22 protein-coding genes are annotated in these 23,437 nt (G+C 70.4%); 9 read left to right on the top strand and 13 right to left on the bottom strand.

What is annotated here, in order from left to right; genetic code table 11:
* Nucleotides 1-28 precede the first annotated feature (28 nt).
* Nucleotides 29-1,207 carry a hypothetical protein gene (locus EDD27_RS29065; RefSeq protein ID WP_241564315.1) on the top strand — a complete coding sequence of 393 codons (1,179 nt, stop codon included), beginning with the start codon at nt 29-31 and terminating at the stop codon, nt 1,205-1,207.
* Here the strand turns inward: EDD27_RS29065 and EDD27_RS29060 are convergent.
* Nucleotides 1,165-2,196, bottom strand: coding sequence for a copper resistance D family protein (locus EDD27_RS29060; RefSeq protein WP_127935209.1), 1,032 nt, complete (start codon nt 2,194-2,196; stop codon nt 1,165-1,167). The genes EDD27_RS29065 and EDD27_RS29060 overlap by 43 nt on opposite strands.
* Nucleotides 2,193-2,933, bottom strand: coding sequence for a copper resistance CopC family protein (locus EDD27_RS29055; protein ID WP_127935208.1), 741 nt, complete (start codon nt 2,931-2,933; stop codon nt 2,193-2,195). Before EDD27_RS29055 ends, EDD27_RS29060 begins: the two co-directional genes overlap by 4 nt.
* 84 nt (nt 2,934-3,017) lie before the next feature.
* On the opposite strand from EDD27_RS29055, the gene EDD27_RS29050 reads away from it, so the two are divergent.
* Nucleotides 3,018-3,782 carry a class I SAM-dependent methyltransferase gene (locus EDD27_RS29050; protein ID WP_164903831.1) on the top strand — a complete coding sequence of 255 codons (765 nt, stop codon included), beginning with the start codon at nt 3,018-3,020 and terminating at the stop codon, nt 3,780-3,782.
* Between the two features lie 35 nt (nt 3,783-3,817).
* Here EDD27_RS29050 and EDD27_RS29045 read toward each other — a convergent pair whose 3' ends face one another.
* From EDD27_RS29045 to EDD27_RS29035, 3 genes are all read right to left on the bottom strand, one after another.
* Nucleotides 3,818-4,807, bottom strand: coding sequence for an AurF N-oxygenase family protein (locus EDD27_RS29045; RefSeq protein WP_127935206.1), 990 nt, complete (start codon nt 4,805-4,807; stop codon nt 3,818-3,820).
* A gap of 63 nt (nt 4,808-4,870) precedes the next feature.
* On the bottom strand, nt 4,871-5,470 hold the full coding sequence (locus EDD27_RS29040; protein ID WP_127935205.1) for a TetR/AcrR family transcriptional regulator: 600 nt from the start codon (nt 5,468-5,470) through the stop codon (nt 4,871-4,873).
* Nucleotides 5,471-5,622: 152 nt separating this feature from the next.
* Nucleotides 5,623-6,810 (bottom strand): sensor histidine kinase, encoded by a 1,188-nt coding sequence (locus tag EDD27_RS29035; protein WP_241564314.1) that lies wholly within the window; start codon nt 6,808-6,810, stop codon nt 5,623-5,625.
* Between the two features lie 159 nt (nt 6,811-6,969).
* Here EDD27_RS29035 and EDD27_RS29030 point away from each other — a divergent pair, with 159 nt between their 5' ends.
* From EDD27_RS29030 to EDD27_RS29020, 3 genes are read left to right on the top strand one after another with little or no spacing between them, the layout of a single operon-like run.
* Nucleotides 6,970-8,136 carry an acyl-CoA dehydrogenase family protein gene (locus tag EDD27_RS29030; RefSeq protein WP_127935204.1) on the top strand — a complete coding sequence of 389 codons (1,167 nt, stop codon included), beginning with the start codon at nt 6,970-6,972 and terminating at the stop codon, nt 8,134-8,136.
* Nucleotides 8,133-9,155, top strand: coding sequence for an acyl-CoA dehydrogenase family protein (locus EDD27_RS29025; protein WP_127935203.1), 1,023 nt, complete (start codon nt 8,133-8,135; stop codon nt 9,153-9,155). The genes EDD27_RS29030 and EDD27_RS29025 overlap by 4 nt, the downstream gene beginning before the upstream one ends.
* On the top strand, nt 9,155-10,633 hold the full coding sequence (locus EDD27_RS29020; RefSeq protein ID WP_127935202.1) for an AMP-binding protein: 1,479 nt from the start codon (nt 9,155-9,157) through the stop codon (nt 10,631-10,633). Before EDD27_RS29025 ends, EDD27_RS29020 begins: the two co-directional genes overlap by 1 nt.
* Here EDD27_RS29020 and EDD27_RS29015 read toward each other — a convergent pair.
* The 6 genes from EDD27_RS29015 to EDD27_RS28990 form a co-directional block, all read right to left on the bottom strand.
* Nucleotides 10,600-11,715 carry a C45 family autoproteolytic acyltransferase/hydrolase gene (locus tag EDD27_RS29015; RefSeq protein WP_206641699.1) on the bottom strand — a complete coding sequence of 372 codons (1,116 nt, stop codon included), beginning with the start codon at nt 11,713-11,715 and terminating at the stop codon, nt 10,600-10,602. The genes EDD27_RS29020 and EDD27_RS29015 overlap by 34 nt on opposite strands.
* A 35-nt stretch (nt 11,716-11,750) precedes the next feature.
* Nucleotides 11,751-12,707 (bottom strand): helix-turn-helix transcriptional regulator, encoded by a 957-nt coding sequence (locus EDD27_RS29010; RefSeq protein WP_127935201.1) that lies wholly within the window; start codon nt 12,705-12,707, stop codon nt 11,751-11,753.
* 17 nt (nt 12,708-12,724) lie between these two features.
* A complete protein-coding gene (locus EDD27_RS29005) occupies nt 12,725-14,545 on the bottom strand; it encodes a zinc-binding dehydrogenase (RefSeq protein WP_127935200.1) in 1,821 nt (606 codons plus the stop codon).
* A gap of 39 nt (nt 14,546-14,584) precedes the next feature.
* Nucleotides 14,585-14,731: a hypothetical protein gene (locus tag EDD27_RS55815; protein WP_206641698.1), complete on the bottom strand. Its 147-nt coding sequence runs from the start codon at nt 14,729-14,731 to the stop codon at nt 14,585-14,587.
* A 243-nt stretch (nt 14,732-14,974) separates the two neighbouring features.
* Nucleotides 14,975-16,411, bottom strand: a complete 1,437-nt coding sequence (locus tag EDD27_RS28995) for an Nramp family divalent metal transporter (protein ID WP_127935199.1) — start codon at nt 16,409-16,411, stop codon at nt 14,975-14,977.
* A gap of 65 nt (nt 16,412-16,476) precedes the next feature.
* Nucleotides 16,477-17,262, bottom strand: a complete 786-nt coding sequence (locus EDD27_RS28990; RefSeq protein WP_127935198.1) for a GNAT family N-acetyltransferase — start codon at nt 17,260-17,262, stop codon at nt 16,477-16,479.
* 128 nt (nt 17,263-17,390) lie between these two features.
* Here EDD27_RS28990 and EDD27_RS28985 point away from each other — a divergent pair, with 128 nt between their 5' ends.
* The gene (locus EDD27_RS28985; RefSeq protein ID WP_127935197.1) at nt 17,391-17,792 is read left to right on the top strand and encodes an SSI family serine proteinase inhibitor; all 402 of its coding nucleotides are present in this window, start codon (nt 17,391-17,393) and stop codon (nt 17,790-17,792) included.
* A 42-nt stretch (nt 17,793-17,834) separates the two neighbouring features.
* Here EDD27_RS28985 and EDD27_RS28980 read toward each other — a convergent pair whose 3' ends face one another.
* Nucleotides 17,835-18,863: a dipeptidase gene (locus EDD27_RS28980; protein WP_127935196.1), complete on the bottom strand. Its 1,029-nt coding sequence runs from the start codon at nt 18,861-18,863 to the stop codon at nt 17,835-17,837.
* A 31-nt stretch (nt 18,864-18,894) separates the two neighbouring features.
* Nucleotides 18,895-20,370, bottom strand: a complete 1,476-nt coding sequence (locus EDD27_RS28975) for a flavin-containing monooxygenase (RefSeq protein WP_127935195.1) — start codon at nt 20,368-20,370, stop codon at nt 18,895-18,897.
* A 117-nt stretch (nt 20,371-20,487) separates the two neighbouring features.
* On the opposite strand from EDD27_RS28975, the gene EDD27_RS28970 reads away from it, so the two are divergent.
* The 3 genes from EDD27_RS28970 to EDD27_RS28960 are packed head-to-tail and all read left to right on the top strand — an operon-like array spanning nt 20,488 to nt 23,320.
* On the top strand, nt 20,488-21,288 hold the full coding sequence (locus tag EDD27_RS28970) for a Nif3-like dinuclear metal center hexameric protein (protein ID WP_127935194.1): 801 nt from the start codon (nt 20,488-20,490) through the stop codon (nt 21,286-21,288).
* A gap of 2 nt (nt 21,289-21,290) precedes the next feature.
* Entirely contained in the window at nt 21,291-22,031 is a 741-nt protein-coding gene (locus tag EDD27_RS28965; RefSeq protein WP_127935193.1) for a zinc ribbon domain-containing protein, read from the top strand.
* On the top strand, nt 22,028-23,320 hold the full coding sequence (locus EDD27_RS28960) for a bifunctional RNase H/acid phosphatase (RefSeq protein ID WP_127935192.1): 1,293 nt from the start codon (nt 22,028-22,030) through the stop codon (nt 23,318-23,320). The genes EDD27_RS28965 and EDD27_RS28960 overlap by 4 nt, the downstream gene beginning before the upstream one ends.
* Nucleotides 23,321-23,437: the final 117 nt, after the last annotated feature.

Below are 23,437 nucleotides of genomic sequence, written 5' to 3'. Positions count from 1 at the left end.
CCCCGCGATGACCGTAAGATTCGTTCCCGTGAAGTCTCCAGCATCGTTCAAGAAGGCCGCAGAGTGGGCCTTGCCGTACTGGACCAGAGGCCAGGCGGGGCGCGAGACGCCGCAGGACCTGTTCAGAGTGCTCTACTTCGGCTGGCTGGGGGCGTTCACGCTCAAGGTGCTCGGCTCGGCCTGGGACGTCTCGTGGCACTTCAAGTGGCTGCGTGACGACCTCGCCCCGCCGCACCTGCTCAACTCCGCCGGCACGGCCCTCGCACTCGCACTGACGATCATCCACGGCTACACCGGCTACGGCGTCGACAAGGTCGCGCTCAGGACGATCCAGTGGGGCACCGGGATCTTCCTCGTCGCGGTCCCGCTCGACCTGATCAACCACCGCGTCAACGGGCTCGACATCACCTCGTGGAGCCCGTCGCACATCATGTTGTACGTTGGAACGTTCTTCATGATCGCCGGGGTGATCCGCGGCTGGTTCATGGGAGCACCCCCGGGCAGGGAACGTACGGTCGTGTTGGGGGCGTTCTTCGCGTTCTTCCTGGAAAACGTGCACTTCCCCGAGCAGCACCAGGAATACGGCATCCTGTCGATCGGCGCCTGGGACAACGGGGCCACCTACGCCGAGCCGATCCTGCTCCAGTTCGCCGCCGACCAGATGGGACGGCCGGTGGACCGGATGATGATGACCGCCTTCGCCCTGCCCGTGCCGGACTTCCTCTACCCGGTCTACGCGGTGGTGGCCGGGGTGTCGGTGCTGGTCGTGGCGCGGTTACTCGTCGGCAGGTTCGGCGCGGCCACCCTCGTGGCCGCCGGCTACGTGGGGTTCAGGACGCTGATCTGGCCGCTGCTGACGTTCACCGGGTTCCCGCCGTCGGCGGTGCCGTTCTTCTTGATCGTGGCCGGGCTCCTGGTCGACGTCGCATTCCTGGTACGGATGCCGGTGGCGCGCGCCGTCCTGGGAGCCGTCGGCGCCACCGCCGCCGCGTACGGCACGCTGATGGCGCAGAGCGCGGTCATGGGTCCGGTGTACGGCGCCGCCACGGGCCAGGACGGGCTGCTGGGCGCGCCTCCCCTGGCCACGTCGTCCGCCCTCTGGGCCGGGCTCGGCCTGCTGGCCGCTTGGCTGGCCGTCGAGTGGATCGCGCAGAGACGCGACCGTCAGACGATGGAGGCCCGCGTGATCGCCACCGCCACCCCGTAAGCCAGTCCCATCACGGACGCCTCGGCCGCCGCCCACCCCACCAGGGCGGTGGGCCGGCCCTGGCGTACGGCGGGGAGCAGACGGAACCGGATGTGCGCGGCCAGCGGCACCAACGCCGCCACCAGCACCGTCTTGACCACCACCAGCACTCCGTACGGGCTGGTCACGATCGCGCCGGGCAACGTCACACCCGGCGTCAGCGCCATCGTGCCCAGCCCGGTGATCAGACCTGACAGGCCTACCAGGAGCAGGCACACCGTCGCCATCCTGGAGAACTTCGGCAGCACCACGGCCAGGAGCTCCCTGTGCGGCGCCAGGAACACGGCCGTCGCCACCAGCCCGCCGGTCCACGCCGCCGCGCCCATCACGTGGATCTCCATCGAGACCATGATGGGGTCGTGCCAGACCGAGTTCACGGCGTGCCCGGTGACGGGGATCGGCAGCAACCCGAACAGCGCCACGATCACCCGCAGTTCGGCCGGCACCTTCTCGCCGAACCGCACCGCCATCAGCCCGATGCCGGCCGCCGCCAGCGCGCATGCGGCACTGAACAGCAGGCCCTGGCCTGTGCCGACATCGCCGACATATGCGGCGATCATCCCGAACGTCGGCACAGCACCCGGGTTCAGCTCCGCCGTCTGGAACACGATCGTCAGCAAGGCGCAGATCGCCCACGCCCAGGCGGCCATGACGGCCAGCGGCCGCACCCTGAGCAGTACCGGCTCCGTACGCTCGGGGTCGTCGAACCCGAGCAGCTTCGGCAGCAGACTGAGCCCGACCACCGCCACGGCGGCCACGTCGAGCAGGACCCGGACGATCGGCAGGCCCGCCGACACGAGGGGACCCGGCAGGGGAATGCCGGGCACCGGCTCCTGACCGGTGAACGAACTCGCCGCCACGGCCGCGACGACGGCGCACACCCCGAACCCGCCGGCCACCAGCCGGCCGCCGACGCGCTCGCGGGGGAGAGGCGGAGCACTGACCGTCACGACCGCCTCCTAGGCACCTGCACGTCGCCCGCCGCCTCATCGGGCTTGCCACCCGGTGCGTAGGCTTCGCCGCCCGGAGCGGTGGCGGTGAGGCCGGTCGGGGCGGTGAGGCTGGTCGGGGCGGTGCGGGGCGAAGGAGCGCGGCGTAGGGCCACGGCCGTGCCTGCGGCCAGTACCAGCAGCGCGCCCACGATCCACACCACGGCCATCCCGGCCCCGCCGTTCGCCGCCGCCTCAGTGGCCTCCGCGCTGGAGTCTCCGGCGACCTCCCCGGTGCCGGCCCCGGACGCGTCGGCGCCGGAGCTCTGGGGGATCTCGCCGGCGGTGGTTCCGGGTGCAGTGGCGGCGGAGCTGGGGGACGGTTGACCAGAGGCGTCCGCGGTCAGCCTGAAGGTGATCTTCCCGGTCACCGGATGGCCGTCGGCCGACAGGATCCGGTACCCCACCACGTACGACCCCCCGGCCGGCAACGGCTTGACCTTCACGGACACGCGCTCGGCGGCGACCACCGCCTCCCCGTCGGCCCACGCGGACCCGTCCGCCCCCGTCACGCCCACCTGCGCGTACCCCTGCCGCACCGCCTGGTCGAACAGCAGCGTCACCCGCTCGGGCGAGGCCGTCAGCGTGGCCCCGTCCTTGGGATCGCTGCCGATCAGCACGTTGTGCGCGTGGGCGGCGGGCGGGAGGAGCCCCACCGCGACGCAGGCGAGCAGCAGGACCATCAGTAGCCGCCTCAAAAGCTGAAGCCTTCCGTCGAACGAACTTCCGAACCAAACCGCTGGGACATCTGACGTGTCCCGAACCCGTATATGGTGCCACCCATGACCGACCTGTTCGGCGGCGCGGCGCCGTATTACGCCAGATACCGGGCCGGCCACGGCGAGCAGGCCATCGAGCACCTGGCCACCACGTTCGGCCCGGACAGCAGTGTGCTCGACCTCGGCTGCGGTCCAGGAACGGTGGCGATCCCGCTGGCCCGCCACGTCCGGGAGGTCACGGCCGTCGACCCGGACGAGGAGATGCTCGCCGAGGGCAGGCGCCTGGCCGCGGAGGTGCCCGACATCCGCTGGTTGCGCGGCGACTCCACGATGCTGCGCACGTTGCCGCCGTTCGACCACGTGGTCATGGGCAGGTCGTTCCACTGGATGGACCGCAGGACGGTGCTGGCCGAACTCGATGAGCTGCTCCCGCCGGACGGCGTCGTGGCGCTCGTCGGCCCTGGCCGCGATCCCGGCGAGGACCCATGGGAGCCCACGATGCGGCGGGTACGCGCGGAGTTCGGCCTGGGCCCGATGAGGGCCACGAACTCCTACCAGGCGACCGGCGAGCACCATCACGACGTGCTGGCGACCTCGCCCTTCCGGGACCTGAGCTCGACCGTGTACGAGCGCCGCCTCGCCTATGACCTGGACGCCGTGATCGGCCTGCAGCTGTCCTACTCCTTCTCCGCCCCCGCCCACCTCGGCGACCGGCTGGAGGCGTTCACCGACGCGGTGCGGAAAGCGCTGCTCGCGAGCAACCCGTCAGGCAGGTGGGAGCACGTGGAGGCGACGGAGGTCCTGATCGCCAGGCGCGCCCCCGCCTGAGGCGTCCCAGCCGGGCCCGGAACGCGCCAAGCCGGTCAGTGCGGATCCGCCCAGATCCCCATGGCTCGCCAGATCCGCCGGGTGAGCGCGTTGACCAGCCCCAGCTCGGCGCACAGCTCCCGTGTCTTGCCGACGGACTCGCGGATCTCGTTCTTGGCGGCCGTGTTGCGCAGGTAGACCTCGGAGACCACGTTCGAGGGGATCCTGAAGTGCTTGATCATCGCGAGCGGAGGCGCCAGCATGATGCGGGCCATCACGCCGAGGACGATCGGCGCGGCGATGCCGAGCATGAAGCGCCGGTACGCGGGCATCCGGGGCACCCGGTCACGCAGGTAGTGCCGGGCGAACGAGATGTGCCTGGCCTCCTCCGCGATGTGGATGCGCATGATCGTCTCTTCGAGCGGGTGGTGCGCCCGGCCGTCCTTCAGCACCTTGCGCTGCACGTGGTCGATCGGGTCCTCGCCGCCCAGCACGAACACGAAGAACAGCTCGGTCGAGATCAGCGGGATCCACGGCGCCACCTGGGCGACCGCCGACAGCGGCCCCGGCATGCCGCGGATCGGCAGACCGGTACGGTTCACGAACTCCTGGAACATCATCCCGTGATGTCCCTCTTCGATGGTCTCGTGGTAGACGTACCGGAACTCGGGCGACCCGTTCGGCAACCGGTAGGCGTAGTTGAGCAGGCCGCGCTTGAGCAGGTTCTCGAACTGCAGCCCGATCTTCATGGCGGTGGCCACCCGCCACAACCCGATCGTGGCGCGCACCTCCGGAGGACGGCTGCGGTACCAGGGATGGCCGCCGAGCTTGTCCACCTCGGGCAGCTCCCACCGCGGGTCGGCAGGGTCCACCAGGAACTCCGGATCGTCCCACGGGATGTCCCGGTACGGCTCCCAGTGTTTGTCGACCGACGCCTTCGAGAGGCGTTCGATGACCGCTTCGTAGGCGCTGCGGTTCGCGACCCGCTCGTCGCGTTCCCTGGCGGCAGTAGAGCTCGGTGCAGGTGTGCTCGGTGCAGGTGTCATCGCGTGCACTCCTCTCCTTGCCGAGTATTGTATGCAGCGTCCAATAACTCGGAAAGGGAGGCGTCACAGCTTTTCCGGCGGCACCCCGAGCTCGTGCGCCGCCGCCTCGCGGATGAGCACGTTGACGCGCCGCCGCGACAGTGCTTTGGGATGCACATGCGTCTGGATCGCGAACCCGTCGATGAGGGCGAAGAGCCGCCACGCCGCCCCGTCGGGGTCGCCGCAGTCGAACTCGCCGCACTCCACGCCGGCCTCGATGATCGCGCGCAGCAGCAGTCGGCCCTGCGTGTCGATGCGCCGCGAGATCTCTTCCAGCTCCGGGCTGCGCATCGCCTCGCCCCAGGCGTCGATCCACAACCGCCAGCCTTCCGTGGGGATGGCGGGGGAGCAGAGCCTGAGCAGGGTGACCAGCCGTTGGTGCGGTGTGCCCGTGGAGCGTTCGATGTCGTCGAGCGCGTTCATGTGGAGGCGGGCCGCATACGTGAAGGCCTGCGCGAACAGCCGTTCCTTGGTCTCGAAATGGTAGAAGAGGAGGGCCTGGCTGACGCCGGCGGCTCTGGCGATGTCGATGGTCCTGGTGTGGCCGAACCCCTGCTCCGCGATCACCTCGCAGGCCGTCTTGAGAAGATCCTCACGCCTTAATCGGCTGAAACCTGACGTCACAGCGAGTAACTCTTACTTCTAGTCATTGGTGTTTATGGGACAAACCGGGCATGATTGCCGCTTTTTGGTCGGTCCGCTCCTCCTTCGGGTCGTCGTCCTGATCAGGGTAATGGCACGGTCGAAAACCTTTCATTACCCGTTCTTGGGCCCCGTCAGTCCTTTCTGGTCGGTATTCGCAGCACGAATCGGGCACTCCTCTCGGAGTCCTCGATCGTGAGCGTGCCCCCGTGGGCCTCCGCGATCTGGCGGGCGATGGGCAGCCCCAGCCCGGTGCCGCCGACGTCGCGATTGCGTGCCGCGTCCAGCCGGGCGAAGCGCCTGAAGACGACCTCGCGGTGTTCGGGGGCGATGCCCGCCCCGTCGTCGAGGACCTCCAGCACGGCCTCGCCGTCCCGCCGGACGGTCACGGCGATCGTGCTCTCGGCGTGCCGCTCGGCGTTGTCGAGCAGGTTCGTCAGCAGGCGGGCCAGCCTGAGCCGGTCTCCCATGACGATCACGCCGGGCTGCAGCGTGGTGAGGACCCGTTTCGAGCGCGGCCTGGCGGCCTCGGCGGTGGCCGGCAGGGCCTCCTCCAGCTCCGCGCGCATCGCGGTGATCGGGCTGCGCAGGTCGTGCGAGGCGTCGGAGGTGAACCTGCGCTGCTGCTCCATCGAGTCCCCGAGCCGGGCGAGCGTGCGATTCGCCGTCTCCGCCAGTGCCTTGATCTCCTCGGCGTTCTCGGGCACGGGCACGCGCATGCTCTGGTCGCCGCCGGTGATCTCGGAGAGCCGCTCGGTGATCTCGTTCACCGGCGCGAGCGTCCCGGCCACCACCCGGGAGGCCCCGAACCAGGCCAGCGCGACCAGCGCGACGGAGGTGCAGGCCAGGACACCGAGCACCGCCGGATGGACGTACCAGGGGACCATGGAGCCGAAGGCGTAGACCATCCAGTCGCCCTCCGGCTCGTACACGCGCAAAGTGATCAGGATGTGGCAATCGCCGGAGAACTGGGGCAGGTCGCATACCGTGCTCATCCGGTTGGTGTTGTCCGGGGCGGGGATGACTGTGGTCATGCGGGGTGAGCCGGCGAGGTTCGGCGTCGAGGCCGCGACCTGGCCGTTCGCGTCGACGACCTGGAGTCCCTCCAGGTCCAAGGAGAGGATGGTGGGGAGCTCGTCCGTCTTGATCAAGTGGACCACGCGCAGGGCGGCGCCGATCACCTCGTTCCTGCGGATGTCGACGGCCGTGCTGTGCACCGCCCACAGCAGCAGCGAGCTCGACACCAGGCAGACCAGCGCTGTGGCGACGCCGGCGAACAACGCCAGCCGCGTGCGGATGGAACGTGTCAGCCGTGCGATCACTCCTATCCTCCCGTAATCAGATGATCACACTAGGTGGCTTTGCATCGAATTAGCGGAGATTTCGGGATAGATCCGGCTAAAAGAGCAACAGAGCAATGCTCTATGCGTGGTGCGGTCGCCTGACTAAAGTAAGTGGACACTGATACCAAGGAGGACGACGTGGACCTTGCTGAGTATCGGCGTGCCGCCAGGGCCTGGCTCCAGGAAAACGTCCCGGCGGACGAGCCGCCCGAGGGGGACGCCATCACCCGGGCCAAGCACTTCATGGCCAAGCTCTACGACGCCGGTTATTCGGGCATCACCTGGCCCAAGCAATGGGGCGGTCAGGGGCTGACGCAGGCGGAGGAGCGCGCGTTCGCCGCCGAGGCGCGCGACTTCACGCTCCCCACGTACGTCTTCTCGATCGGCCTCGGCATGACCGGCCCGACGGTGATGGACCGGGGCACAGACGCGCAACGCGAGCGGTTCCTGAGACCGCTGCTGCGCGGCGAGGAGATCTGGTGCCAGCTCTTCTCGGAGCCGGGCGCGGGCAGCGACGTGGCCAGCCTGCAGACCAGGGCGGTCCGTGACGGGGACCAATGGGTGGTCAACGGCCAGAAGGTGTGGACCTCCGTCGCCCACCACGCCGACTGGGGCCTCCTGCTGGCCCGCACCGACGTGGACGTGCCCAAGCACAAGGGGCTCACCATGTTCGTGGTGGACATGCACCACCCGGGCGTGACGGTCAGGCCGCTCAAGGACATGTCGGGCAGGGCCAACTTCAACGAGATCTTCTTCGACAACGTGACGATCCCCGACGAGCACCGCGTGGGCGAGGTCAACGACGGCTGGAGCGTGGCCGTCACGACGTTGCTGCACGAGCGCCTGTCGATCTCGGCCGGCGTCGGCATGGGCGGGCAGAAGGACAATCCGGCCTCGTTCGAGGCGCTGCGCAAGGCCGTGGACACCAGCGATCCGCTGGTTCGCGACCAGCTCGTCGAGCTGCACATCCGCAGCCGCGCGCTCGCGCTGTTCAACCAGCGCCTGGCCCAGGAGACCGAGGCCGGCCTCTTCCCCGGCGCCCGCGGCAGCGCGGCCAAGCTGCTGCTGGCCGAGCTCACGTTGTTCCAGGCGGATGTGGCCACGCAACTGGTCGGGCCGGAGTCCGTGCTGGCCGGCCACCCGCTCGCCCAGGCGATCTCCCTGGCTCCGGGTATGGCGCTGGGCGGCGGCACCAACGAGATCATGCGCAACATCGTGGGCGACCGGGTGCTCGGCCTGCCGCCCGAGCCCCGGGTGGACAAGACCGTGCCGTTCAAGGACCTGAAGGTGGGGACGCAGGCGTGAAACTCACACTCAGCCAGGAACAGCAGCAGCTGCGCGAGTCCGTGCGCTCCTTCCTGCGCACCGCCTCGCCGCTCCCCAAGGTCCGCCAGGGCTACGACCGGCGGGTCTACGCCCGGCTCAACGGCGAGCTCGGCCTGTCGGGGCTGATCGTTCCCGAGGAGTACGGCGGCGCCGGCGCGGGCCTGGCCGACCTGGCCGTCGCGCTGGAGGAGACAGGTGCGGCCCTGCTGCCGGGGCCGTTCCTCGCCACCACGTTCGCCGCGATCGCCCTGACCAAGGTGCCCGACAAGGAGCTGTTGACGGGCATCGCCGAGGGCCGGATCACGGCCACGCTGTCCGGCGAGGAGATCGCCGGCGACGGCGCCACCGTGCGCGGGACGCTCGCCCAGGTCCTCAGCGGCATGGAGGCCGACGTGCTGGTGGCCCCGGCGCGGACGGCCGGCGGCGTCGTGATGGTGGCCGTCGAGCTGGCCGGCCCCGGCGTGACCAGGACCGCCCTGGAGACGCTCGACCTCACGCGCGGCCAGGCCCAGGTGGTCATGGACGGCGCGCCGTGCCGGGTGCTCGGGCCGCAGCCGGAGACGGGCATCGGCGACCGGCTGTGCGTGGCGCTCGCGGCCGAGCAGCTCGGCGTGATGCGAGCGGCGCTGGACGCCATCGTCGCGTACGCCAAGATCCGCGTCGCCTTCGGCCGCTACATCGGCTCCTATCAGGGCGTCAAACACAAGCTCGCCGACATGCACTGCAAGCTCGAACAGGCCGAGTCCATCGTCAGGTACGCGGCCTGGGCCGCCGACGAGTCACCCGCCGAGCTGCCGGGCGCGGCCGCGCTCGCCCAGGCGTACGTGGGACGCGCCTGCTTCGAGGTGGCCCGCGACCACCTGCTGCTGCACGGCGGCATCGGCTTCACCTGGGAGCACGACGCGCACCTGTTCTACAAGCGGGCCAAGGCCGACGAGGTGCTGATGGGCCCGCCCCGCATCCACCGCGCACGCCTGGCCGAGCTGCTGGAGCTGTGATGGACCTGAGCGAGATTCCCGGTTTCTACGCCATCGCCGCCGCCGACCCCGACCGCCTCGCCGTGATCGACGCCGACGGCACCCACACCACGTACGGGCAGCTGCTCGCCTGGGTCAACCAGGTGTCCCACGGGCTCAGGGCCCGCGGGCTCGGCTCCGGGGACGTGGTGGCGGGTGTGCTGCCCAACGGCATCGACGCGGTGATCATGCTGATGGCGACCGGCCAGATCGGCCTCTACTACGTGCCGATCAACTGGCATCTGACCGCGTCCGAGATCGCGTACATCCTCCAGGACTGCGACGCCAAGGTCGTCGTCACCGACGAGACCGGCACGGCGGAGCTGGCCGAAGGGCAGCCCTCGGACACACCTCCGGACCGCACGATGGGTGCGGTGATGTGGTACACCTCGGGCACCACCGGCTTCCCCAAGGGCGTGCAGCGGCCGCTGCCCGGCTCCCCGCCGGAGGCGATCGTGCCGCTGTACACGTGGTTCCTCGGCGAGGTCGTGGATCTCAAGCCGGGCGACGAGGTGCACCTGGTGACCTCGCCGATGTACCACTCCTCGCCCTGCGCGCACACCCAGTTCGCGCTGCACCTCGGGCACACCGTCGTGATCGCGCCGCGGTTCGACCCGGTCAACATCCTGGAGCTCGTCGAGCGGCACCGGGTGTCCAACGCGATGATGGTCCCGACCATGTTCCACCGCATGCTGCAGCTGCCGGAGGACGTCCGTGCCAAATACGACGTCTCCAGCCTGCGCCAGGTGATCCACACGGCCGCGGCCTGCCCGGTCGCGGTCAAGCAGCGGATCATGGACTGGTGGGGGCCGGTGCTCTACGAGTACTACGGCTCGACCGAGTCGACGATCGCGTTCGCCGTCAAGCCCCAGGAGTGGCTGGCCAAGCCGGGCACCGTGGGGCGGCCGGCGCCCACGTTCGAGGTCAGGATCCTCGACGAGTCGGGCGAGGCACTGCCGCCCGGCGAGCCCGGCATGATCTACGTCAAGTCCAGCCTCGGCACGTTCGAGTACCGCAAGGACCCGGCCAAGACGGCCGCCAGCATGCGCGGGGAGTGGTACGCCCCGGGCGACATCGGCTACCTGGACGAGGACGGCTACCTGTTCCTGTGCGACCGGCGGACGGACCTGATCGTCTCCGGCGGGGTGAACATCTACCCCGCCGAGATCGAGGCGGCCCTGCTCGAGCACCCCGCGGTGGCCGACGTGGCCGTCATCGGAGTGCCCGACGAGGAGTGGGGTCACAACGTGGTCGCGCTCGTGCAGCCCGCCGAGGGGATCGAGCCGGGGCCCGAGCTCACCGCCGAGCTGCTGGAGCACTGCGGGCCCCGCATCGCCAGGTTCAAGCAGCCGAAGGTGATCGAATACCGCTCGCAGCTGCCGCGCACGCCCACCGGCAAGTTGTCGCGCTCCAAGGTGCGCGCCGCCTACCTGGCGGAGAACACCAGCTCCTCGCTGTAGCGCCCGCCGTCGCCCAGGTAGAAGCGGGTCGACAGGGTACGGTCGGCGGTGTCGAAGACGGTGCTCCACAACGTGCGGAACGGCACGGCGGGGTCCTCGGCCTGCGCGACCGCCCGCAGGCTGTCCCGCAGGTCCTGAGGTGACAGGGTGGCTCCCTTGCTGCGCTCGTACAAGGTGCGCAGCCGGCCGAACGTGCCGAACGACGCCTCGCTGTCCGCGGGGAGGTTCATCGGGTCCGGGTTGCGGTGCAGCAGATGGTTCGTGACGCACAGCGGGCCGTCGCCGACGTCGATGATGTGCTCGCTGCCGTCCTTGCCGCGCTCCCACACGAACGCCTGCCCGCCCGCGTCGGCCACCAGGTAATGCAGGGGCGTGCCGTAGTCGTAGTGCTTGGCGCCCAGCAGCGCCTGCTTGGCCTGGTCGACGTTCTCGCACGTCTCGACCAGGAACCGGGGCAGCTGCACGCTGGCCAGCCCGACCTGCGGCGAGACGTTCTCCGGCGGCGCCGCGGTCTCGAAGTCGGCGATCAGCAGCATGACCGCGAGGCCCGCCGCGTTGATGCCGTCCATGCAGCCGTCGAACTCGTTCATGGTGATCACGGTCGAGGACAGCCCTTCGTCGGGCACCGTCGTGATCACGTAGGGGCGGGAGGCCATCGGCAGCTCGTCGGGCCGCGGGGTGCCGCCCATGATCTCGCTGGTGGTCCAGGGGAAGAAGTCGTAGTTGCGGCCCACCCGGCCGTGGCCGTCCGTGGCCGCCGACGGCGGGATCCACAGGGCCGAGCAGCCCGAGCCCTCCGGGACGAAGCTCAGGCCGTCCAGGGCCAGCTCGTCCTGGTCGGGGTCGAGGCCGAGGACCGCCGCCGCGCCGTCCATGCGGGCGTGCTGCTGCGGCCAGTGCCGTTCGAACCAGGTCCTGCGGGCCCGGCCCACGACCGGATCGACCGGCATGGGGGACCAGCCGAGCCTGCGGGCCTCCTCGGTGAGCGCCTGGCCGATCTCGAACTGGCTCCCGGTGAGCGTGACGTGGTGGACGAGCTGGAAGTCGCCCGCGCTGCCGGCGACCTGCGTCATGTTCTTCATGCCCTCGAGCGTGCGGGTGCGCGCTGACCGGGGCCTTACCGGTCGCTGACCGCCCGCCGGTAACGCTCGGCCAGTTGCAGCACGGTCTCGGCCAGCTCTGGCGGGTCGAGCACCTCGAAGTCCACGCCGATGAACCCGATCCACACGGCCATGCCGTTCAGGTCGTCACCGCCGAGCTTGAGCAGGCAGGTCGAGTCGTCGAGCGGCTCCACCTCCAGCCCGAGCGGCAGCGCGGCGACCTGCTCGGCCGGGGCGTGCAGCAGCACCGTGCCGCGGTGACGCCACATGGCCGTGTTGACGCCCTTCTCCACGTACGCCGCCACGTCGCCGTTCTCGGGCAGCTCCCGTGGGACGAACCGGGGCCCGCCCGGCGTGCGCAGGCTCACCCTGTCCACCCGGAACGTCCGCCAGTCCTGCCGCTCGACGTCGTATCCCACGAGGTACCAGCGGCCCCGCCGGTGCACCAGGCGGTACGGGTCGACGTTCCGCACGGAGGTCTCGCCGTCGTGGCCCGTGTAGTCGAAACGCAGGCGCTCGTGGTCGCGGGCCGCGTTCGCGATCGTGGTCAGCACCTCCGGGGACACCAACGGGCCGTTGCCGGGGATCTGCACGGTGTAGGCGTTCAGCGCGTTCACCCTGCGGCGCAGCCGGGACGGCAGCACCTGCTCCAGCTTGACCAGGGCGCGTACCGACGTCTCCTCGATGCCCTCGACGCCGCCGCCCGCCGCCCTGCCGAGCCCGACCGCGACCGCCACGGCCTCCTCGTCGTCGAGCAGCAGCGGCGGAAGCGCGGCCCCCGCGCCCAGCCGGTAGCCGCCCGCGACCCCCGGCGTGGCGTGCACGGGGTACCCGAGCGAGCGCAGGCGCTCGATGTCGTTGCGGATCGTCCTGGTGGAGACCCCGAGCCGGGCCGACAACTCGGGGCCTGACCATTCGCGGTGCGCCTGGAGGAGGGAGAGCAGTTTGAGCAGGCGGGCGGAGGTTTCCAGCATGGCACCCAGTGTGCCGGTCAATGCGGCAAGAATGCTTCCGCGGTGAGGACGATCTTGCCCAGGAAGTGGCCGTCCTCGCTGCGGCGATGCGCGTCGGCGGCCCGCTCCAGCGGGACCACCTCCGCGACCGGCACCCGCACGCCGTCCGCGGCGGGACGGGTGGTTCCTCCTGTGGAGAACCGCACGCCCAGCGTGCCCGCGCCGACCGGGTCCGCGATCGTGATCACCTTGCCGGGGTCGCCGGTGAGCTCGACGGACAGCTCCAGCTCGCCCCTGCCGGAGGCGTCCAGCACCCGGTCGATCGGCCCGGGGAGGCGTTCCTTCAGCCCTTCGCCATAGACGACCGGGTGGACCCCGAGGCCGCGCAGGAAGTCATGGTGGCGTTCGCTCGCCGTGCCGACGACCTTGGCCCCTCGCGCGCGGGCCAGCTGCGCGGCGGCCAGGCCGACGCCGCCCGCGACCGCGTGGATCAGCAGCGTGTGGCCGCTCCGCACGCCGAGCGCGTCCAGCGTGCGGTGGGCGGTCTCGACCGCGACCGGGAGCGCGGCGGCCTCCTCGTACGACAGGTCGTCCGGCTTGGCGCTCAGCGCGTCCGCATCGGCGATCGCGTGCGTGGCCGCCGCCCCCGACGGGACCTGGCCGTACACCGGCAGGCCCAGCCGCCGGCCCTCGACGCCAGGACCGAGCGCGTCGATCGTGCCCGCCAGCTCGATCCCGGTGCTCTGCGGGCCGTCGATCGGGGTGCCCAGGAGACCCTTGCGGATCTTCCAGTCGAGGGCGTTCACGCCGGCCGCCTTGACCGCCACCCGCACCTGGCCCGGGCCGGGCTGCGGCATCGGGATCTCCTCCAACGCCAGCACCTCGGGGCCGCCGTGCGCCCGGTACCGCACGGCCTGCGCGGTGACCAGCAGGATCGCCTTGCCCACCAGCTCGCGAGCCGCCAGGGCGGCGTGCGCCTCGCGGGCGCGCTCCAGCGGCACGGCCAGCCCGACGACGGTGCCGATCCGGCCGGCGGCCGCCTCCGCCATGGTCCGCTCGGCCAGGCGCCGGAACGTGTCCGGCGCGAGCTGGACCTGCTCCATGCCGACCAGGCGCACGCCCCGCCGGTCCGCCTCGGCCGGATCCACCGCCGCGGTCGAACCGCTCGGCACCCCGTAGGCGAAGAACCTGCCACCCGGTCCGACGAGCCGGAACGCGGCTGCGCCGACGTCCCCGCCGACACCGTCGAAGACCACGTCGAACCCGCGATCAGGCAGATCCGCATAGTCGATCACCTCGTCCGCGCCCGCGTCGCGTGCGGCGGCCCGCTTGGCCGCGCCGTGCGCGGCGGCGGTGACCCGGGCCCCTGCGGCGGCCGCCAGCCGCACGAGCACCAGGCCCAGCGCCCCGCCGGCCCCGGTGACCAGCACCCGCGCTCCGGGCTTCAGCTGGGCCGCCCCGATCAGGCTCAGCGCGGCGGGCCCCACCTGCACGAGCGCCGCCGCCCGCCACGAGGGGAGCCCGTCGGGCACCGCGACGACGGTCGCCGTGTCGGCGGCGACCTGCTCGGCGTAGCCGCCGCCGGGCACCAGCGCGGCCACCCGCCGTCCTGCCCATCCGGCGTCGACCCCGTCGCCCACCGACAGCACGCGGCCGGCCACGCCGGTGCCCGGCACGAACGGCGGCTCATGGGCGAACCACTCACGCCCCCAGCCGCTGCGTACCTGCGCGTCGATGGACATGACGTCCACCGCCGACACACCGATCAGGACCTGCCCGGGCCCGGCGACCGGCTCCGGCGCCTCGCGGACCTGGAGGGTCTCCGGCCCGCCGAACTGCGTCACCTCGACAACTCTCATGAGGCCGAGTGTGCTTCCTCAACCAAAGTTGAGGTCAAGTCAGCCGAGATCGTACGCCGTCGCGTGGCGCGGCTCGTACAGCCCGAGGCGTCCGCCGCCGGGCAACATGATCGCCGTGAGGAGTCCCCATCCCTGGTCGCTGACCGGGTCGGCGAACTCCACGCCCTTGGCCCGAAGCTCGGCCATCGTGCGCGCTCCAGGTCGTCGCACATCAGGTAGAGCTGGTGCGTCTCGGTCGCCTCCGTGGGATGCACGGCGACCTCAGCGGGCGGCAACTTGAAGATCAGCCAGCCACCGCCCGCGTCGACGTTCGGACAGCCGAGGACGTCACGGAGGAACGCCCGGTCGGCGTCCGCGTCGCGGCTGTAAAGGATCAGGTGCACTCCGTTGATCACCTGTCCGACCCTACGCCGCGGCCTCAGAGGATCGTCATGACCCGCCGAGCAGCTTCTGTGCCTGCTGAATGACGACGATCACGGTCAGCGTGCCGAAGAAGGCCACCGACCAGATCAGCGCCCCCAGCCGGAACGAGCGCACCCTGATGGCCTCGGGCAGCGCCTTCCGGTTCAGGCGGATCAGCAGGATCGAGTACACGAACATCATCACGGCCGCGAAGCTCGCCGAGAACACCAGCAGGAGCAGCGGCTGGTCGAAGCCCAGCAGCAGGATCCCGATCCCGACCAGCACCATCGCCCAGACGGTGTAGAAGTAGATCTTGTTCACCGACATGGGCTTGTCGCGCAGGTAGACCGTCTTGATCGTGTCGGAGGCCAGCCGCGAGGTGTAGTCGACGATGCCCATGGCCGAGGCGAACAGTGCCAGCGCCCCGATCAGCCAGAACAGCACCCCGAACCAGGGGCCGACGAGGCTCTGCAGCGCCTCTCCCTCGGCCTTCAGGAAGGTGATGCTGTTGGCGAGCCCTTCCTTGCCGAAGACGGTGGAGTACGCCAGCATCGACATGAGCGCGATCGTCACGAACGACACCATCGCGAACGTCCATGCCTGCTCGACGTTCGCGAAGCGCCACCACTGCCGCCAGCGCGCCAGGTTCTCCTTGGTGGGCGCGAACTGGAAGCCGGTCGACGCGGCCGCCTCCTCGTGCCCGGTCACCGGGCTGACCAGGCGCGGGACGTACGCACCCATGCCGAAGCCCTTGTCGCGGATCCAGTTGCTCTGGCACAGGTTCTGGCCGCCGCCCGCGCCGGCGTAGGCGATGGCGCCCATCAGGAGCGCGAAGTCCAGCGGCGGCACCGGGAACCCGGCACCGACGGTGAGCCCCTTGCCGAGCTCGACCCAGCTCTCGGCCGTGATCGCGACCGCGATGGCGACCAGGATCAGCGTCGCCACCAGCGCGATCTTCACGAAGATCACACGTTCCAGCGCGGTGTAAATCACTGGTGCCAGCGTCAGACCGAGCGCGATCACGATCAGCATGCCGATGGCGATCCACCGCACGCTGTCCGCACCCGTGCCGGTCAGATAACTCACCATGGTCGCCGAGCTGGTCACCCAGCCCGGCCACAGGTTGGAACCGAGCGTCATCAGCACGAAGACGAGTCCCCAGTGCCGCCACATCCGGCTGAAACCGGTGAGCGCGGTCTCGCCGGTGGCCAGCGTGTAGCGCTCGATCTCCATGTTGAGGAACCACTGCGTGAGGATTCCGATCGCGGCTCCCCAGATGAAGATGAGCCCGACTTGTGAGGCGATGTACGGCCAGAGGATGAACTCTCCCGACGCCAGCCCGACCCCGGCGCCCACCAGGCCGGGGCCGATGATGCGCCACTTGGAGGAGGGTGGGTCGGGCAGGTCACGGATGGTGACGGGGGGCAGGACGCGCGCAGGAACGGTGGGGGTGAACTCCGCCATGCGGATCTCCTTGTTCGACTTACCTATCCGTCACATTACAGAGACCCGAAACGCTCGTGGAATAGCTAGTTAACCGCTATCACGTATTCTCCGCGGCCGGTGAATCCCACCACCCGTGCACCGCCGCTCATGAGGCCGCCGAGCGTGGTCCGCACCGCCGTCCGCCACTCCTTCGCGGCCGCCGGATCCGTCCGCCGCAACGCCTCGATGTCTCGCGGTGTCCCCACCAGCAACCTGTCGCCGTGCACCCCTCTGATGACGGGCCGCTCGCCCTCGGAGGCCAGCAGGACGGGCAACGCCTCCACGGGCGCCTCATCCGGACCATGATCCTCCGGCGTCACCTGCCACACCGCGAGCAGCCGGTCGGACACGTCCCCCTCGTTGATCGCATCCGCCATCGCCCCGTAGAAGTCCTCCAGGTACGCCTCCGGCATCGCGCCCAGCTTGACGAGGTTGAACCGGGCGTTCCTCCGTACGAGCGGATCGAACGTCCACGTGATCCGCTTCAGCCCGCGCTCCCGGCACCAGTCCCGTTGGTGCAGCTTCAGCGCGTACCCGATGCCCCGGGCGGTCTGGGCGGCGCCGGTCACGTGCGAGTGCAACGTCCGGCCGGCGGCCAGGAACCCGACGGACGCGCCGACGAGCGTGCTCCCGTCGAAGGCGCCGGCCACGTAGTTGCCGGTGTGCGCGAACCCGATCATCAACTCCACGGAGACGGGCGCATTGTGCGGATCGGGGTGCCATATGTGATCGAAGAGCCGGTAGACCGCACGGAACTCGTCGATCTCGTGCAACTCCCTGATCACCACGCCGGCCTTCGCCGCCGCTTCCTCGCTGCTCTGCCTGGTCATGCCCCCCATTGTGGCCGTGCCGCCGCGATGAAACGGCCACCCACCTTCAGTCATGATCCCATCACTGTCTGTAGTATCCATGGGTGTGTCGTCCCACGTCGGGACACCCGTAAAGCAGGGGGGTTTCCATGAACTTCGGGCTCACCGCCGCCCGCAGGACGGCCGCGCTCGGGATCTGCGTCGCCGCGTTCCTGTCCGCACCGTCCGGCACACATCCCGCCGGCGCCGCCGTCGCGGCCGCGAGACTGCACATCTCCGTCACTCCCGACGGCGGTGGCGGCGCGTACGCGATGCGGCTCATGTGCGACCCGGACAAGGGTGGCCACCCGCGTCCGGCCGCGGTGTGCGACGCGCTGCGCGCAGTCGACGGGCACATCGAGCGCCTGGACGTCAATCCCGGCGCCTGCCCGATGGTCTATCAACCGGTCCAGGTCAAGGTGCGCGGGGTCTGGCACGGCCGGCCGGTCGCGTACCACCAGGAGTTCTCCAACACCTGCGCGATGGACAGGGCCCTGAGCCCGCTCGTCTAGCCGCGTTCGCGTCCTGGCCTGGTCGGAGGTTTGCGCCGCCGATCAGGCCAGCAGCTCGCCGAAGAACCGGTGCACGTTCTCCCCGATGATCTTCATGACGTCCTTCTCCGGCAGGCCGCGGGCGAGCAGGCCCTCGGTGACCATGGGCAGGCCGGCCGGGCCCTCCAGGCCTGGCACCGCGGACTTCGGGTTCACGCCCCGTGAGAACACGTCCTCGCAGCACGGCGGCGTCAGGTCCTCCATGACCTCGCGGATGAAGTCCGGGCCGAGGCCCACGTGGTCGATGCCGGCGACCTCGGCGATGTGCTCGATGTGGTCGAGCAGGCGGTCGAGGGTCATGTCCTCCTCGCGCTCGGCCAGGAAGGGGGCGAAGAAGTTGACGCAGACCACGCCTCCGGTGGCGGCCACCCCGCGCAACTGCTCGTCCGTGAGGTTGCGGTGGTGGTCGCGCAGGGCGCGTGCGGAGGAGTGGGTGGCCATCACGGGCTTGGTGGCCAGCTCCAGCACGTGTGCCACACCGGAGGCGCCCAGGTGGGAGACGTCGAAGACCATGCCGAGCCGCTCCATCTCCGCCAGCGCGGCGACGCCGTGCGAGGTCAGGCCGCTTCCCGTGGCGTCCTCGCCGCTGCCGTCGGCCAGCGGCGTGCGGCCGAAGTGCGCGATGGAGGCCACCCGCACGCCGAGGCGGTGCATGGTCGAGATCAGCTCGACGTTCGCGTCCAGGCCCGGCATGCTCTCCAGCGCCAGCAGCAGGGCGATCTTGCCGTCGGCGAGCGTCCTGTCGATGCCGTCGGCGTCGAGGCAGATGCGGACGTGGTCGGCGTTGGCCTCGGCGAGCACGTGCGCGCACTCGATCATCCGCAGCGTCTGCCGCAGCGCGCCCTCCGGCCGATATTGGTCGTCGATGAAGACCGGCAGCACCTGCAGATCGACCCCGCCCTTGAGGAGCTGGGGCAACCATCGCTCGCGGAAGAACGAGGCCCACTGCTGCGGCGGCCGGGCGGAGACGGCCATCAGCAGATCGTTGTGCGTGTCGGCCACGACGGCACGCTGGTGCAGGGCAAGCGTCATGATTGGACGTTATCGCGGGCGCTCGCCCTGCTCATAGCCCGGCGTCGCGCACCGCTTGATCGGCGACCGGCTGGTAGGCGGGCAGCGGCGGCTTGGCCGTCAGCCTGCGGTAGAGCGTCGTCGGGCCGGGCCAGTTGTTCGTGATGCGGCCCTCCGGCGTCTTGTACCAGCTCTGGCAGCCTCCGCCCCACACCATCCGATCCATCGCCGCGTCGAGTTGCCTGCTCCACGCCGCCATGGCCGCGGGCCGCACCTCGATGGGGCCGTGTGCCGTGAGGTGCGGCAGGCACGACATGACGTGGTTCACCTGGCATTCGATCATGAAGACGATGGAGTTGTGGCCGAGATTCGTGTTCGGGCCGTACAGCAGGAACATGTTCGGGAAGTTCGGCACGGAGATGCCCAGGTATGCCTCCGCCCTGCCGGCCCACTGCTCCCGCAGCGACCGGCCGCCGCGGCCGACGATCTCCATCGGGGCCAGGAAGTCGGTGCTCAGGAAGCCGGTCGCGTACACGATCGTGTCGGCCTCGCGCAGGCCCTCGGTGGTCTCGACGCCGTCCGGCCTGATCCGGACGATCTTGTCGGTGACCACCTCGACGTTGTCCCTGACCAGTGCCGGATAGAAGGTGCTGTCGATGACGACCCGCTTGCAGCCCGGCGGGTAGTCGGGCGTGAGCTTGGCCCGCAGGTCCGGGTCGGGAACCTGGTCGCGCAGGTGCCGCAGGGCCCGCTTCTTCAGCAGCCCGGCGCTCCAGCCCTGGGCGAGCGCGGGGTAGAGGGTGGCCTCGGCGTACCGGTAGATCCACTCGCGGTAGGCCCGCTGGAGGCCGGGGACGAAGCGGAACGCGAGCCTCGGGAGCGGTCCGAACGTGGCGTCCGGCTTGGGGATCACCCAGTTGGGGGTGCGCTGGAAGACGTGCAGCCGCTCGACCTGCTCGGCGATGCGCGGGACGAACTGGGCTGCCGACGATCCGTTCCCGATCACCGCGACGCGCCTGCCGGTGAGGTCGTGGTCGTGGTTCCAGCGGGCGGAGTGGAAGGAGACACCCGTGAAATCCGACAATCCCGGGATGTCCGGGAGGCGGGGCCGGTTGAGCTGCCCGACTCCCAGGACCATCACGTCGAACGTCTCCGTACGCTCGTCGCCGGCGTCTGGGGCGGTGGTGAGCCGCCATTGGGAGTCGTGGAAGACGGCTCGGCGCACCTCCGTACCGAAGCGGATTTTCCGCCTGATGTCGTATTTATCGGCGCAATGCTCTAGATATCCGAGGATTTCTGGCTGTTCTGGGTAACGGCGGGTCCAGCTCGCGTACTTCTCGAAGGAGTAGGAGTACAAGTGCGAGGGAATGTCGCAGCCCGCCCCGGGATAGCTGTTGTCCCGCCACGTGCCGCCGAGGTCCTGCGCCTTCTCGAACACGGTGTACGAGCGGATCCCCGCCCTTTCGAGCTGAATCGCCATGCACAGACCGCCGAACCCCGCTCCAACGATCGCGACGTTTGGTGCCATGCCGCCCTCCGCGTGTCAGGATCCACTTACAGTACGCCGAACCCCCGTACCGGCGACACCCCTTCCAGAGCCCCGCGAACCCCTCCCGCGTGCCGATAGTCTTCGCAGGTGGCTGCTGTGACGTTGACGGACGTGATCGAGGTGCTCGAGGCGGCCTACCCGCCCGCCCAGGCCGAGTCGTGGGACGCGGTCGGCCTGGTCTGTGGAGACCCCGCCCAGAAGGTGCGGCGGGTGTTGTTCGCCGTCGACCCGGTCGCGGCCGTGGCCGATGAGGCCCTGGAGTGGGGCGCCGACCTGGTCGTCACCCACCACCCTCTCTACCTGCGCGGCACCACCAGCGTGGCCGCGACCACCCCCAAGGGGCGGCTCGTCCACAGCCTGATCAAGAACGACGTCGCCCTCTACACCGCCCACACCAACGCCGACGTCGCCAATCCCGGCGTGTCGGACGCGCTGGCCAGAGCCGTCGGCCTGACCGGCGACCTGGTGCCGCTCCAGCCCTTCGCCGACGACCCGTGGCGTGGCCTGGGCCGCATCGGGGAGTTGCCGGAGCCGTCGACGCTGGGCGAGTTCGCGGCCCAGGCCGCCCAAGGGCTGCCGCGGACCTCGTGGGGGATCCGCGTGGCAGGCGACCTGTCCCGGCCGGTACGCCGCGTGGCGGTCAGCGGCGGGGCGGGCGACTCGCTCCTCGGCACGGCGGCGGCCGCCGGAGTGGACGTCTTCCTCACGGCCGACCTGCGCCATCACCCGTCGAGCGAGTTCATCGAGGCAGACGGCCCGGCACTGATCGACGCCGCGCACTGGGCCACCGAGTGGCCATGGCTGGACAGCGCGGCGTCCATCCTGCACGCCAGTGGCGTTACCGTTGAAACGCGTGTCTCCGCCACGGTCACCGATGCTTGGACAAGAGGATATTGATCATGAAAGCAGCCCCTGAAGCCCAGAAGAGACTGCTCGACCTGGCAGAGCTGGACTCCGTGATTGATCGGCTGGCCCACCGCCGCCGCACCCTTCCCGAGCTGGCCGAGATCGACGAGCGGTCGAAGCAGTACGCCAGGCTGGCCACGCAGGTCATCGAGGCCCAGACCGAGGCCAGCGACCTGGCCCGCGAGCAGGCCAAGGCGGAGAGCGACGTGGACGCGGTGCGCACACGCGCCGACCGTGACCAAAAGCGCCTCGACTCCGGCGCCGTGACCTCGCCGCGCGACCTGGCGAGCCTGCAGTCCGAGATCGCCTCGCTGCAGAAGCGCCAGGGCGATCTGGAAGAGATCGTCCTGGAGATCATGGAACGCCGGGAGGCCGCGGACACCAAGGTGACCGACCTGGTGGCGCAGCGTGACGAGGTGGCCGCTGTCGTGTCCGCCGCGGAGGGCCGGCGTGACGCCGCGCTCAACGAGATCGACAAGGAGGCGGCCGAGGTCCAGGGCCGACGCTCCGCCGTCGTCGGCGAGATCCCTGCCGACCTGCTGGCGCTTTACGAGAAGCTCAGGGCCCAATACGGCGTGGGCGCCGCCATGCTGCGCGGCGGCCGGTGCCAGGGCTGCAAGGTGGCCCTGTCCATCGCCGAGATGAATCGCATCAAGGCCGCCCCTCACGACGAGGTGCTCCGCTGCGACGAGTGCCGCCGCATCCTCGTACGCACGGCAGAGTCCGGGCTGTGACTCAGTACGTCATCGAGGCGGACGGCGGCTCGCGCGGCAACCCCGGGCCGGCCGGCTACGGCGCGGTGGTCACGGACGCCGCGGACGGTCAGGTGCTGGCGGAGGCGGCGGAGGCGATCGGCGTCACCACCAACAACGTCGCCGAATACCGCGGGCTGATCGCCGGCCTCCAGGCTGTGCTCCGGCTCGGCGGCGAGGGCGTCCCGGTGGCCGTGCGCATGGACTCGAAGCTGGTCATCGAGCAGATGGCGGGCCGCTGGAAAATCAAGAACGAAGGGCTGCGCCCGCTCGCGCTGGAGGCGGCGGCGCTGGCCCGGCGGCTGCGGGTGACGGAGTGGACCTGGATCCCGCGCGAACGCAACAAGCACGCCGACCGCCTGGCCAATGAGGCGATGGACGCCGCCGCCAAAGGCCTGACCTGGAAGGCGGGCGGCACCACGGAGGCAGCCGGCGGCACCGCCGACCTGATGGGCGGCCCGGCCGGAGCCGCGGACCTCGGGAGCGGGGCGCGCGCACCGGAACGGGCACGCACCCAGGTGACCCGCCAGACGGACCTCCTCGACGCCGGCGACATTTCCGGAATATCCGCACCAGCCGCATCCATCGCCGCAGCCCAGCAGCGCGTCAAACGCACCGGCGCGGCCACCGGCACCGGCTGGGCCCCACCCACCCGCGTGGCCACCTCGCTGCTCCTGCTCAGGCACGGTGAGACGGAGCTGTCCCTGGAACGCCGGTTCTCCGGCCTGGGCGACCCCGAGCTCACCCCCAACGGCCTTGCCCAGGCGTCGGCCGCCGCCGATCGGCTGTCGCGGGAGCCGTACCGGCCGGATGTGATCATCACCTCCCCGCTCAAGCGCGCCCGCCAGACCGCGGCCGTCGTCGCCGAGCGGACCGGCCTCGACGTCGAGGTGGCCGACGACCTCAGGGAGGCCGACTTCGGCGCCTGGGAGGGCCACACGTTCACCGAGGTACAACGCCGCTGGCCGGCCGAGCTCGCAGCCTGGCTCGCCGACCCCGCCGCCGCCCCGCCCGGCGGCGAGAGCTTCGCCACGACCGCGCGTCGCGTCGAGGCGGCGGGGGAGCGGCTGGTGGAGCAGTACGCGGGCAAGACCGTGCTGGCGGTCTCGCACGTGACCCCCATCAAGATGCTCCTGAGGCTCGCCCTCATGGCCCCGCTGGAGTCGCTCTACCGGATGCACCTCGACCTGGCGTGCCTGTCGCTGATCGAGTACTACGCGGACGGCCCGGCCGTGGTGAAGTCCTTCAACGACACCTCGCACCTGCGCTGAGAAGTCGGGGCCGTGCCGGGTTCCGCCAGGACACCCGGCACGGCCGCCGGCGCATCGCCCCCCTCAGGCGATGACGTGCCCATTCCAGCGGGTCGATCTTGCGGCTGGGTTGGGAAT

The organism is Nonomuraea polychroma (genome assembly GCF_004011505.1).
Taxonomy (GTDB): Bacteria; Actinomycetota; Actinomycetes; order Streptosporangiales; family Streptosporangiaceae; genus Nonomuraea; species Nonomuraea polychroma.
The sequence above is the reverse complement of the archived record's forward strand: the minus strand, read 5'-3'. Positions and strand labels throughout refer to the sequence as shown.